This is a genomic window from Bacillus sp. V33-4 (assembly GCF_002860225.1).
Classification (GTDB): domain Bacteria; phylum Bacillota; class Bacilli; order Bacillales; family Cytobacillaceae; genus Bacillus_BJ; species Bacillus_BJ canaveralius.
Genome location: NZ_PGVC01000004.1, coordinates 104,794 through 117,648, shown reverse-complemented (window position 1 = coordinate 117,648; position 12,855 = coordinate 104,794). Strand labels below are relative to the sequence as shown.

General features: G+C 44.9%; 11 protein-coding genes. All 11 read left to right on the top strand.

Annotation, left to right across the window (positions count from 1 at the left end; all coding sequences use genetic code 11):
• Positions 1-149: 149 nt before the first annotated feature.
• The 11 genes from coaBC to CVD23_RS02635 all read left to right on the top strand — a co-directional run bounded on the left by coaBC (position 150) and on the right by CVD23_RS02635 (position 12,840).
• Positions 150-1,361: a bifunctional phosphopantothenoylcysteine decarboxylase/phosphopantothenate--cysteine ligase CoaBC gene (gene coaBC, locus CVD23_RS02685; RefSeq protein WP_101665108.1), complete on the top strand. Its 1,212-nt coding sequence runs from the start codon at positions 150-152 to the stop codon at positions 1,359-1,361.
• Positions 1,358-3,772 (top strand): primosomal protein N', encoded by a 2,415-nt coding sequence (gene priA / locus CVD23_RS02680; protein ID WP_101665107.1) that lies wholly within the window; start codon positions 1,358-1,360, stop codon positions 3,770-3,772. The genes coaBC and priA overlap by 4 nt, the downstream gene beginning before the upstream one ends.
• A 190-nt stretch (positions 3,773-3,962) precedes the next feature.
• Positions 3,963-4,448 carry a peptide deformylase gene (gene def / locus CVD23_RS02675; RefSeq protein WP_101576568.1) on the top strand — a complete coding sequence of 162 codons (486 nt, stop codon included), beginning with the start codon at positions 3,963-3,965 and terminating at the stop codon, positions 4,446-4,448.
• Entirely contained in the window at positions 4,445-5,389 is a 945-nt protein-coding gene (gene fmt / locus CVD23_RS02670; RefSeq protein WP_101665106.1) for a methionyl-tRNA formyltransferase, read from the top strand. The genes def and fmt overlap by 4 nt, the downstream gene beginning before the upstream one ends.
• Position 5,390: 1 nt before the next feature.
• Complete coding sequence (rsmB, locus tag CVD23_RS02665) at positions 5,391-6,740, top strand: 16S rRNA (cytosine(967)-C(5))-methyltransferase RsmB (protein WP_101665105.1); 1,350 nt, start codon at positions 5,391-5,393, stop codon at positions 6,738-6,740.
• Position 6,741: 1 nt separating this feature from the next.
• Positions 6,742-7,830 carry a 23S rRNA (adenine(2503)-C(2))-methyltransferase RlmN gene (gene rlmN, locus CVD23_RS02660; protein ID WP_101665104.1) on the top strand — a complete coding sequence of 363 codons (1,089 nt, stop codon included), beginning with the start codon at positions 6,742-6,744 and terminating at the stop codon, positions 7,828-7,830.
• Positions 7,831-7,834: 4 nt separating this feature from the next.
• Entirely contained in the window at positions 7,835-8,587 is a 753-nt protein-coding gene (locus CVD23_RS02655) for a Stp1/IreP family PP2C-type Ser/Thr phosphatase (protein WP_101576572.1), read from the top strand.
• Between the two features lies 1 nt (position 8,588).
• Positions 8,589-10,559 carry a Stk1 family PASTA domain-containing Ser/Thr kinase gene (gene pknB / locus CVD23_RS02650; RefSeq protein ID WP_101665103.1) on the top strand — a complete coding sequence of 657 codons (1,971 nt, stop codon included), beginning with the start codon at positions 8,589-8,591 and terminating at the stop codon, positions 10,557-10,559.
• Positions 10,560-10,577: 18 nt separating this feature from the next.
• Positions 10,578-11,459 (top strand): ribosome small subunit-dependent GTPase A, encoded by an 882-nt coding sequence (gene rsgA, locus CVD23_RS02645; RefSeq protein ID WP_101576574.1) that lies wholly within the window; start codon positions 10,578-10,580, stop codon positions 11,457-11,459.
• 2 nt (positions 11,460-11,461) lie between these two features.
• Positions 11,462-12,106: a ribulose-phosphate 3-epimerase gene (gene rpe, locus CVD23_RS02640; RefSeq protein ID WP_101665130.1), complete on the top strand. Its 645-nt coding sequence runs from the start codon at positions 11,462-11,464 to the stop codon at positions 12,104-12,106.
• Between the two features lie 86 nt (positions 12,107-12,192).
• Positions 12,193-12,840 carry a thiamine diphosphokinase gene (locus tag CVD23_RS02635; protein WP_101576576.1) on the top strand — a complete coding sequence of 216 codons (648 nt, stop codon included), beginning with the start codon at positions 12,193-12,195 and terminating at the stop codon, positions 12,838-12,840.
• Positions 12,841-12,855: the final 15 nt, after the last annotated feature.

Genomic DNA, 12,855 nt, shown 5'->3' with positions numbered 1-12,855 from the left:
GGTTGTTATTTTTTTTAACAGCAGCCCCCATTTATCATTTGATCATAAAAAGATGAAATAATGGCGTGTTTCTTGCATAATGGAAATAGATGATTGTAGAGAGTCTGGCCGAATGGGCTTATATAAATAAAAAGGGTGGGGATCCTTTCATGCTGAATGGAAAGAAAATTTTACTGTGCGTAACCGGGGGAATCGCTGTCTATAAGGCGGTTGCTTTAACGAGTAAGCTATCCCAGGCCGGCGCGGATGTTAAAGTAATATTAAGCGAGTCTGCGGCAAAATTTGTCACTGCGCTAACATTTCAGGCAATGTCACGCAATGATGTATTTACCGATACATTTGATGAAAAAAATCCGCAGGTGATTGCCCATATCGATCTTGCCGACTGGGCGGATCTTGTGCTCGTCGCCCCGGCGACTGCAAATGTAATTGGCAAACTGGCGGGCGGGATTGCTGATAATATGGTGACAACCACGCTGCTGGCGGCAACTTCACCTGTGATGATTGCCCCGGCGATGAATGTCCATATGTACGACCACCCGGCCGTCAAAGCCAATCTTAACAAACTGGCAGACTACGGTTATCTGTTCATCGAACCGGGTGAAGGATTCCTTGCCTGCGGTTATGTAGGAAAAGGCCGCCTCGAGGAACCTGAAAAAATCGTCGAGATTATCGATCAATTTTTCCAACCACAGAAACCTTCCGCGTTGACAGGAAAAACGGTTTTAATTACAGCCGGGCCAACGAGGGAAAAAATTGATCCGGTCAGGTATATAACGAACCATTCCTCCGGCAAAATGGGCTATGCGCTTGCCGAGGAAGCCGTGCAGGCCGGGGCGAACGTCATTCTTGTTAGCGGCCCCGTCGATATTCCCGTTCCACATGGGGTCGAGGCCGTCAAAGTCGAAAGTGCGCAGGAAATGCATGACGCAGTTATGGAAAGTTTCCCAGTTGCAGATGTTGTTATTAAAGCGGCTGCCGTTGCAGACTACCGCCCTAAAACATACATGGATAATAAAATGAAAAAGCAAGCTGGCGATGAAATCCTTGAATTGGAACGGACAAAGGATATTCTGTTTGAACTTGGCCGGCAGAAGGGCAGGAAAATCCTTGTCGGATTCGCCGCAGAGACCGATCATATTGAGGAATATGCGCGAACTAAACTGATTAAAAAGAATGCCGATATGATTGTCGCGAACAATGTGACAAGTGAAGGTGCCGGATTTAATACGGATACAAATATTGTAACGATTTTTAAGCGCGATGGCAGCACGCAAAACTTGCCGATCCTGGCAAAAAAAGAGGTAGCCCGGCACATTTTAGAAGAAGTATCGAACATGCTTGAGGGTGACAGCCGATGAAGGTGGCCAGTGTCATTGTTGATGTGCCTGCCAAACAAACAGATAAAACATTCGATTACCTGATTCCGAACCGGTGGGAAAATGCGATTTTGCCTGGAATGAGAGTGGTGGTCCCATTCGGGCCAAGGAAAATCCAAGGGTTCGTTACAGAGGTGAAAGCCGAATCTTCTTTTGCCAAATTAAAAGAGATTATCGAACCAATGGATTTAGTGCCTGTGTTAACAAATGAATTGCTATCGCTTGGTAATTGGCTTACCGAACATACACTTTGTTTCCGCATTTCTGCTTTTCAGGCAATGCTTCCTGCAGCCTTAAAGGCGAAATACGAAAAATGGGTTAAACTAGCAGGAAATCACCGGCCGGAAGAGCTTCCAGCGGAATTGCAAAGCGTTTTTCAAAAAAATCCGGAAATCGTATGGAATGAGGCAGTTGAACGGGGCCTTGTCACAGCCCTCCAGCGGGAGGCCGCGAAGGGAACGGTTGAAGTTGCCTATCGAGTTAAGGACAGGCTTAATGCAAAACGATTAAAGCATGTTTATCCAATCTTGAGCAAGGAACAGTTGGCAAATGAGCTCGAATCAATACCTGCACGTGCTGCCAAGCAGCGGGACGTGCTCAACTACTTTATTGAAAATCCTGAAAGCATTGAACAGCGCGAACTGTTAGCCAAAACAGCTACAACATCGGGAACAGTCAAAGTGCTAATTGAAAAAGGGCTTCTTGGTGAAATTGACAAAGAAGTATATCGCGATCCTTTTGAGGAGCGTGTTTTCGCACAAACCAGGCCGCTAGCGCTGACAGATGACCAGGCAAACGCCATAGATCCGATCCTTTCATCGATCAAAGAGGACAAGCATAATGTGTTTCTCTTATATGGTGTGACGGGAAGCGGAAAAACGGAAATTTACTTGCAGTCGATTCAGGAGGTAGTGGGCAAAGGGAAAGAAGCGATCGTCCTCGTTCCCGAAATATCATTAACACCGCAGATGGTTAACCGCTTTAAGGGTCGGTTTGGCAATGAAGTCGCGGTGCTCCACAGCGGCTTATCGGCAGGTGAAAAATATGACGAATGGCGCCGGATCCAGAGAAAGGAAGTTAAGGTAGCAATCGGGGCGAGATCAGCCGTTTTTGCCCCATTTGAAAATCTCGGAATTATTATTATTGATGAAGAGCATGAAACAAGCTATAAGCAGGAAGAAAACCCGCGTTATCATGCAAGAGACGTTGCCATCCAACGCGGGCTGCTTCACAACTGCCCGATTGTACTCGGAAGTGCGACGCCTTCACTTGAAACATTTGCACGTGCACAAAAAGGAGTTTACCAGCTTCTTACCTTGCCAAAACGCATGAACAACCAGGACCTTCCTAAGGTAGACATCATCGATATGAGGGAGGAGCTCCGCGACGGAAATCGTTCGATGTTTTCGAAACTGCTGTTTGAAAAGCTGCAGGAGCGCCTCGAAAAAAAAGAGCAGACGGTGCTGTTTTTGAATAAACGTGGACATTCTTCGTTTGTAATGTGCAGAGATTGCGGTTATGTCCTCAATTGCCCGCACTGTGATATTTCACTTACGTATCATCGATATAACCAATCGATGAAATGCCATTATTGCGGCCATGAAGACAGGATGCCATCTATCTGCCCCGAATGCAGCAGTGATCATATCCGTTTTTTCGGCACAGGGACACAAAAGGTTGAGGATGAGCTTGGAAAAATCCTGCCTGAGGCGAGAGTTATTCGCATGGATGTGGATACGACAAGCCGCAAAGGAGCCCATGAGCGGCTGTTAAACGATTTTTCAGAGAGAAAAGCCGATATTCTGCTCGGCACGCAAATGATTGCAAAAGGGCTTGATTTTCCGAACATTACACTCGTTGGCGTTCTTTCTGCTGATACAATGCTTCATTTACCTGATTTCCGCTCTTCAGAAAAAACGTTTCAGTTATTGACTCAGGTAAGCGGCCGGGCAGGACGGCACAAGCTAAAAGGTGAAGTCGTCATCCAGACGTACACACCGGAGCATTACAGTGTCGAGCTTTCCGGGGAGCAGGATTTTGACCAATTCTATAAGCGGGAAATGCTCGTCCGCAAAATGCACAAATACCCGCCCTTTTACTTTCTGTCGCTGATCACGGTCAGCCACGAGGAATTAATGAAAGTCATATCCGTAACAGAGAAAATAACAAACTATGTGCGGTCACGCTTATCTGAGGAGGCGATTGTCCTTGGACCTGTCGCATCAACGATCCCTCGTATCAATGATAGATATCGTTACCAATGTTTGATAAAATACAAGCGGGAACCAGATCTGGCACCGGCGTTAAAAACAGTCCTGGACTGCTACCAGCAGGAGTCCGCTGCGAGCGGGCTGCAAATTTCGGTTGATGTCAACCCGTACATTTTAATGTAACTCGGGTGTTATATATAATATTCAACAATCGCAAAGAATAAGAGTGCAGGCGCCTTACGAAAACAAGCACACACCGCTTGTCCGATCGATTTATCATTTCTAAAAAAGACGACAAAGAAGCGCCGTGAAGTTTTCTTTGACCTTAACAACGCGGTGCCTGTTTTTCAGAACAAATATTGGAGGAACAGCATTGGGAGTACGCAAAATTGTAACATATCCAGCAGAGATTTTAGAGCAGCCTTGTGAACCGGTAACGGTTTTTGATAAAAAACTGGCCAGGTTTCTTGATGATATGTATGAGACGATGATTGAATTTGACGGTGTTGGACTGGCCGCGCCACAAGTAGGCTTAAACAAGCAAATTGCAATTGTCGACCTTGATGATGAAGAGGGAACGATCGAACTGATTAATCCGGAAATTGTCAAAGTGGCAGGAGAGCAGATCGGTCCGGAAGGATGCCTGAGTTTCCCTGGTCTGTTTGGCGAAGTAGCCAGGCCTTTTTTTGTAAAAGTAAAAGCATTTGATCGGAAGGGCAAACAGTACACGATCGAGGCTGATGATTTTCTGGCCCGGGCCCTTCTCCATGAAATTGACCATTTGCACGGAATTTTATTTACATCCAAAATAACAAAAGTTTTGAGCGAGGATGAGTTGGAAGGGGTTGGGGATGAGTGACAAAAATCGTATTTATGGGAACTCCCGATTTTTCGGTTCCGGTTTTAAGACAAATTATCGCGGACGGCTATGAAGTGATTGCCGTTGTTACCCAGCCGGACAGGCCAGTCGGCAGAAAAAGAGTGATGACTCCCCCGCCTGTCAAAGTGGAGGCTGTCAAACAAGGGATCCCGGTCTATCAGCCCGAGAAAATCCGCCAGCCTGAAGAGCTTGAGAAGATTTTGGCACTAAAGCCTGATCTGATCGTGACAGCTGCGTTCGGACAAATCCTGCCGAAGAGACTGCTTGAAGCTCCCCGTTATGGATGCATCAATGTTCATGCATCATTGCTGCCCGAACTTCGCGGCGGGGCGCCGATTCATTATGCGATCATTCAGGGGAAACAAAAAACCGGTATTACGATCATGTACATGGTTGAAAAACTCGATGCCGGTGATATTTTAACGCAGGCAGAAGTGCCGATAACAGAGGATGATACAGTTGGAACGCTTCATGATAAATTAAGTGCAGCAGGTGCGAAGCTGCTATCAGAAACGCTGCCGAAACTGCTTGATGGAACACTGCAATCTATTGCTCAAAACGAAGAAGAAGCGACATTTGCCTACAATATTAAAAGGGAACAAGAAAGAATTGATTGGTCGAAAACAGGTGAACAAATATATGACCATATTCGCGGTTTAAATCCATGGCCTGTAGCCTACACTACTATGAACGGAGCCGTTTTGAAGGTATGGAAGGCCGAAAAAATCAACTCAAGCGCTGACGCGGCTCCGGGCACGATCATCGCCATAGATGCGGATGGTTTTATTGTAGCTACAGGCAACCAGACAGCGATCAAGATTTCTGAACTTCAGCCGGCGGGAAAAAAACGGATGACTGCGGAACAATTTATGCGCGGATCCGGTTTGGGCTTAACGGTGGGAATGACATTAGGGGAGTAAAATGAAAACGACTAAAAATGTAAGAGAAACAGCCGTTGAACTTTTAGAAGCAATTGATAAGAATCAATCTTACAGCAATTTGCTCCTCAATAAAGTGATTGAGAAAAACGAGCTTAATCAGAAAGATGTCGGGCTCTTGACCGAACTGACGTATGGAACACTGCAGCGCAGGATGACTCTTGATTATTTTCTCGAGCCGTTTATCAAAGATAACCGCAAGCTTGAGCGCTGGGTGCTATATTTGTTGAGAATCACCTTATATCAGATGGTTTTTTTGGATAAAATTCCTGATCGGGCAGCGATCTTTGAGGCGGTAGAAATTGCGAAAAAAAGAGGTCACAAAGGGATCTCGGGCATGGTAAACGGAGTATTGCGAAACGTTCAGCGGCAAGGGCTGCCCAGTCTTGATAAAATAACCGACCCCATTGAACGGCTTTCGATTGAAACAAGCCACCCAGCCTGGCTCGTTCATAGATGGGTTAACCAATTAGGATTTGAAAAAGCAAAAAAAATGTGCGAAATTAATTTGACTGCGCCCCTACAGACAGCTAGAGTTAACTTAACGAAAACGACTCGGGAAGAGTGTCTCGATATTTTGCGTGCGCAAGGCTTTAATGTTGAGCCGAGCCCAATTATTCCGGAAGCTGTCAAATGCTTAAAAGGAAATTTAGCAGCGTCGACTGCTTTTAAGGACGGGCTGTTGACGATCCAGGATGAAAGCTCGATGCTTGCTGCATATGCACTAAATGTCCAAAAAGATGAAATGATTCTCGATGCTTGCGCAGCACCTGGAGGAAAATCGACCCATATTGCCGAGAAACTTACTGGCAGCGGAAAAGTGATTTCACTTGATCTCCATGAGCATAAGGTAAAGCTAATCAACGCCTCAGCGCGACGGCTCGGCCTAGATAATATCGAAACAGCCACAATGGACAGCCGTCACGTCCAGGATCGCTTTCACGCAGAATCGTTTGACCGGATCTTGCTTGACGCCCCATGCTCTGGATTTGGAGTTATGAGAAGAAAGCCTGATATGAAATATACGAAGCAACCGGAAGATATCCAGCGCTTAAAGGAAATCCAGCTCGAACTGTTGGCGGCAGTTGCTCCATTAATTAAAAACGATGGCTTAATTGTCTACAGTACATGTACAGTAGATCAAGAGGAGAACGAACTGGCAGTCAATGAATTTTTACTGAAGAATCCTGATTTTGAAGGGGATGATTCATTAAGAGACCGGATGCCGGAAGCAATAAAACCATTGGTCGACGGGCATATGCTGCAAATTCTGCCCCAGGATATTGGATCAGATGGATTCTACATTGCTTGCTTAAGAAAGAAGGTGCACTAACTTGGAACAGTTAAAAACAACAAAAGAACCATCACAAGAACTAAAAAAGCCAAGCATATATTCTCTCGAGCTGCACGAGTTGGAGGAATGGCTTAAGAGTAATAATGAAAAAACATTTCGAGCCGCGCAGATTTTTGAATGGCTATACCACAAAAGAGTTGCAGAATTTGAAGACATGACGAATCTCTCAAAAGGATTGCGAACGAAGCTGATTGAAAATTTTACGATAACAACGCTTAAGACAATCATTCAGCAAACCTCTAAGGATGGAACGATCAAATTCCTGTTTGAAATGCTTGATGGTACCTCTATTGAGACAGTATTAATGCGGCATGACTACGGAAATTCAGTATGTGTCACGACACAGGTAGGCTGCCGGATCGGCTGTACTTTTTGTGCATCAACACTTGGGGGCTTAAAAAGAAATTTAGAAGCAGGAGAAATTGTCGCCCAGGTCGTAAAAGTACAACAGGCACTTGATGAAACAAATGAGCGGATTAGCTCAGTCGTCATCATGGGAATTGGTGAACCATTCGATAATTACGACAGTATGCTCTCGTTTCTAAAAATCATTAACCATGATCAAGCTCTTAATATCGGAGCACGCCATATCACAGTGTCGACGAGCGGGATTATTCCGAAGATTTATCAATTTGCCGATGAAAATATGCAAATAAACTTCGCGATCTCTCTCCACGCCCCAAATAACGAGATCAGAAGCCGCTTAATGCCAATTAACCGCGCCTATAAGCTTCCGGATCTCATGAAAGCCGTCGACTATTATATTGAAAAAACAGGTCGGCGCATCAGCTTTGAGTATGGATTGTTTGGCGGTGTGAATGATCAGGTTGAGCATGCTGAGGAACTAGCTGAACTGATTAAAGGCGTTAAATGCCATGTCAATTTAATTCCGGTCAATTATGTTCCGGAGCGGGATTATGTGAGAACGCCACGCGATCAAATTTTTTTGTTTGAAAAAACATTAAAGAAGCACGGGGTTAATGTGACGATCCGCCGCGAGCACGGTCATGATATCGATGCAGCATGCGGACAACTTCGTGCAAAGGAGCGCAAGGAAGAGACGAGGTGACGGTATGAAGGCTGTGTTTATGACAGACCGGGGAAAAATCCGCCAGCACAACGAAGATAATGGCGGAGTGTTTGAAAATCGGAGCGGACAGCGCCTTGCCATTGTCGCAGATGGCATGGGCGGCCACCGTGCCGGTGATGTTGCGAGCAAAATGGCACTGGCAAGCATGAAAGCTTATTGGGAAGAAACAAAAGAAATCGAAACGGCAGAAGAGGCCGAACAATGGTTCAGGCAGCATGTTTCAAAGGTAAACTCACAGCTGTTTGATCATGCTGTCCAAAACATTGAGTGCGAAGGCATGGGCACAACGATTGTGGCGGCAATCAGTACAGACCGGTTTTCAACAATCGCAAACATCGGTGACAGCCGCTGCTATATTTTAAATGAGAGCGGCTTTAGCCAAATTACCGAGGACCACTCGCTCGTCAATGAGCTGGTCAGGTCCGGACAAATTACAAAAGAAGATGCTGAACACCATCCACGGAAAAATGTCCTGCTCAGGGCACTCGGTACCGAAAAAACGGTTGACATGGACATTAAGACGATCATCTTTGAAGAAGGTGACCGTTTGCTTTTGTGCTCTGACGGTTTATCAAATAAATTAAGCTGCGCCGAGCTTGAGGAAATCCTCGGTCGTGACGAAAGTCTTGAAGAAAAAGCAGCCGCATTCATCAAACTTGCGAATGATAACGGTGGTGAGGACAATATCACCCTTGTTATTGTCGAATTTTTAGACAGCATCGAGAGTGGTGAATAGAATGATAATCGGAAAAAGAATAAGCGGCCGCTATAAGATTCTCGACATGATTGGCGGGGGCGGAATGGCAAATGTTTACCTGGCCCACGACATGATTCTTGATCGGGATGTAGCCGTAAAAATGCTTCGGCTTGATTTCGCAAATGATGAGGAATTTATTCGCCGGTTCCACCGTGAGGCACAATCTGCGACAAGCCTTGTACATCCAAACATCGTCAGCATCTACGATGTGGGAGAAGAAGATGATCTTTATTATATTGTAATGGAATACGTGAATGGACAAACATTAAAACAATACATACAGCAAAACTCGCCGATCCCGATTGATGAAGCGCTTGAAATTTTACAGCAGCTGACGAGCGCGATATCGCACGCGCACCAGAACCATATCGTCCACAGGGACATCAAGCCGCATAATATTTTAATTGACCGGAACGGCAATGTGAAAATCACCGATTTTGGGATTGCGATGGCGCTAAGTGCGACGAGTATTACGCAAACCAATTCAGTGCTTGGATCTGTCCATTATTTGTCGCCCGAGCAGGCGAGAGGCGGTATGGCCAACAAAAAATCTGATATTTATTCTCTAGGCATTGTCATGTTTGAGCTTCTGACCGGGAGGCTCCCGTTTTCAGGTGAATCGGCTGTTTCGATAGCCTTAAAGCACTTGCAATCCGAAACGCCATCTTTAAAAAGGTGGAATCCGGGGATTCCGCAAAGTGTTGAAAATATTGTTTTAAAAGCAACCGCAAAAGACCCGTTTCACCGTTATAACAGTGTGGAAGACATGGAAGAGGACTTGCGGACCGCCCTTCTCCCGGAACGGCTCAATGAACAAAAATTTATCGTTCCGCAGGACGATGAAACAACAAAGGCGATTCCAATCATCACAAATGATCAGCATAACCGTAATTTGGATGAAACGCTTGTGAGAGGAAATAGCGCCGCTCCAGATACCGAACAGAACGGTTTGGGAAAGAACAAGGATAACAAAAATAAGAAAAAGAAAAAATGGCCGATCATTCTAGTTTCTGTATTTGCCTTCCTTGTTATACTGGGTATTTTGGCGGTAACGGTTTTCCCGGATCTGCTTGCACCTAAAGAAATCAAAATTCCCGATGTTAGCGGAATGGATGTTGAAGAGGCAACTGATGAGCTTACCGCTGCCGGCCTTGTCATTGATGAAACGAAAGAAGTAACTGATGATGAGATTGAAGAGGGCCTTGTGGTCCGTACAAATCCCCGCCAGGGCAGGCAGGTCAAAGTAGGAAGCAACATTGATATGTTTGTGAGCATCGGGAAAGAGAAATTTGAGCTTTCCGACTACAGCGGCCGCCAATACGATGACGTTGTCCGGCTTCTTGAAGATAAAAATTTTAAGGATATCAGCAAAAAAGAAATTCATGATGACAGCGAGCCAGGGACGATTCTTGAACAGAATATCGATCCGAGAGAAGCCGTCACGCCTGAGGAAACCGAACTCGAATTTACAGTCAGCAAAGGGCCCGAGGCGATTACCCTTGCCAATTTAAGGGGTTATACGAGCGCGAACGTGAAAAACTATGCTGATTCAGCCGGTCTAATGCTTGATATGTCAGAGGAGCAATACGATGATACCGTTCCAAACGGCCAAGTGATTTCGCAATCCCCGCAGCCAGGGAGCAAACTCAACAAGGGCGATAAATTAACGGTTGTTCTCTCTTTAGGCAAACAAGAAATTCCAGCAAAACCAGTTAGAGAGACGGTTACGGTGCTGTATGAGCCTGAGGTTGCAGGCCAACCCCAGCAAGTGCTAATTTATATTGAAGATATGAACAATAGCATGACCGTCCCGTATGAAGACCTTACTATTACCGAGAATAGAGATATAGTCCTTGAATTCTTGATTAAACGCGGCGACACAGCAGGATATAAAATTATCCGCGATGGCAGGGTATATAAGGAAGATGTGATTGAGTATCCGGAAGATTAAAAAACAAGGAGTGCTGCTATGCCTGAAGGCAAAATTATAAAAGCGCTGAGCGGTTTTTATTATGTTTTGAGCGATGATCAAATCTTCCAATGCAGGGGCAGAGGTGTATTCCGCAAAAACAAGGTTACGCCTCTTGTCGGGGATAATGTTGTTTTTCAAATTGAAAACGAAACAGACGGTTATATTTTGGAAATCGGCGAGCGGAAAAATGAACTTGTCCGCCCACCGATTGCGAATGTTGACCAAGCGATTCTCGTCTTTTCAGCAGTCGAGCCTGATTTCAGCACCGCCCTGCTCGACCGTTTTCTTGTCCTTGTTGAGTTTAACCATATCAAGCCGCTTATATGTATTACAAAAATGGATTTAACGACTGAAGCGGATCGCGCTGAAATCAATCGCTATGCCGATCATTACCGAGATGCAGGCTATGATGTGTTGCTGACTTCAACGGAGACTGAGGATGGAATTCACGAACTATTACCTCATTTGCAGCGAATTATTTCTGTGTTTGCAGGCCAATCCGGCGTTGGCAAATCTTCTTTGCTTAATGCGCTTCGTCCCGATCTTCACTTGAAAACAAGTGATATTTCTGCGCATCTCGGCCGTGGAAAGCATACAACCCGCCATGTCGAGCTGATTGATGTTGCGGACGGACTTGTTGCAGATACTCCCGGCTTCAGCTCACTGGAATTTACCGATATTGATGCTGAAGATCTCAATTATTGCTTTCCTGAAATCAATATAAAGAGTGAAGAATGCAAATTCAGAGGCTGCCTTCATTCGAAAGAACCAAAATGCGCTGTTAAAGCAGCGGTTGAAAACGGGGAAATCCCCGCTTATCGCTATCAGCATTATCAGGATTTTCTGCAGGAAATCAAAGATAGAAAGCCGAGGTATTAATGATGGTCAAAATTGCACCCTCTATTTTGTCAGCTGATTTTTCAAAGCTTGGGGAAGAAATAAAGGATGTAGAACTTGGTGGAGCGGACTATATTCATGTCGATGTCATGGATGGCCATTTTGTGCCAAACATTACGATCGGGCCGTTGATTGTTGATGCGATTCGCCCGGTCACAAAGCTCCCGCTTGACGTTCATTTAATGATTGAAAATCCTGATCATTTTATTGAAGCATTTGCGACAGCGGGCGCCGATTATTTAACCGTTCATGTCGAGGCTTGCCGCCATCTTCACCGGACGATCCATTATATTAAATCCTTTGGTGTGAAGGCCGGGGTTGTCTTAAATCCGGCCACAGCTGTTGAATCAATTCAAGAGATTCTTGCCGATGTTGATATCGTGTTATTAATGTCGGTAAATCCTGGCTTTGGCGGGCAAAAATTTATTCCGGCTGTGTTGCCGAAAATCAAAAAACTGAAGGAAATGATCGAAACAATGGGTCTTGCAATTGAAATCGAAGTTGACGGCGGTATCAATGAAGAAACGGCGAAACAATGTATTGAGGCAGGCGCAACGGTCCTTGTCGCAGGTTCTGCTATTTATAACGCGCCGGACAGGGGAAAAGCAATCTCTATGTTAAGAAGGTAACAAAATCGGTAAAGAAGTCAGCTGAAAAAAGGCTGGCTTTTTTAGCTATTTTTTTAGAATAAAAGCATACGAAAACAGGTGATTGAATGATTATTAATATTTTAGCGGGTGGACCTGAAGAGCTTTTGCCGGATTTAACGGAATATATGAAAGAAAATGTCAAGTGGCTCGGCGTAGACAGGGGAGTATATACGCTCCTTTCAAAAGGGATTGAGCCGGAGATTGCTGTTGGTGACTTTGATTCTGTTAATGGAGAGGAAATGCTTTTTATCGAACAGCATGTCGATGAACTGCAGAAGTTTAAGCCCGAGAAAAACGAGACAGATATGGAACTGGCAGTAGAATGGGCAATAAGGCAAAATCCGCAAAAAATAAATATATTTGGAGCGACAGGCGGCCGGCTTGACCATTTATTTGCGAATATCCAGCTCCTGCTTAAGCCGATTCTGAACAAAAAGAATATCGATCTCGAATTGATCGATTGCCAGAACAACATTTACATAAAAAGTGAAGGGACATACGAAATAAAAAAAACGCCGGACAGAAAGTATGTATCATTCGTACCGATAACGCTGTCCGTCGAAGGCCTTACCCTTACAGGATTCAAATATCCGTTAACAAACTGTCATATTCCACTCGGCTCAACACTATGTATTAGTAATGAACTTATTGATGATCGTGGTACTTTTTCCTTTCATGAAGGCATAATAATGGTGATAAGAAGTTGTGATTAAAGCCTTGAGCAAATT

Bases quoted from the DNA above. Each gene is read 5' to 3' on its own strand.
- rsmB (WP_101665105.1), top strand. From the start codon at position 5,391: ATGAAAACGACTAAAAATGTAAGAGAAACAGCCGTTGAACTTTTAGAA.
- pknB (WP_101665103.1), top strand. From the start codon at position 8,589: ATGATAATCGGAAAAAGAATAAGCGGCCGCTATAAGATTCTCGACATG.
- priA (WP_101665107.1), top strand. From the start codon at position 1,358: ATGAAGGTGGCCAGTGTCATTGTTGATGTGCCTGCCAAACAAACAGAT.
- coaBC (WP_101665108.1), top strand. From the start codon at position 150: ATGCTGAATGGAAAGAAAATTTTACTGTGCGTAACCGGGGGAATCGCT.
- CVD23_RS02635 (WP_101576576.1), top strand. From the start codon at position 12,193: ATGATTATTAATATTTTAGCGGGTGGACCTGAAGAGCTTTTGCCGGAT.
- rpe (WP_101665130.1), top strand. From the start codon at position 11,462: ATGGTCAAAATTGCACCCTCTATTTTGTCAGCTGATTTTTCAAAGCTT.
- CVD23_RS02655 (WP_101576572.1), top strand. From the start codon at position 7,835: ATGAAGGCTGTGTTTATGACAGACCGGGGAAAAATCCGCCAGCACAAC.
- rsgA (WP_101576574.1), top strand. From the start codon at position 10,578: ATGCCTGAAGGCAAAATTATAAAAGCGCTGAGCGGTTTTTATTATGTT.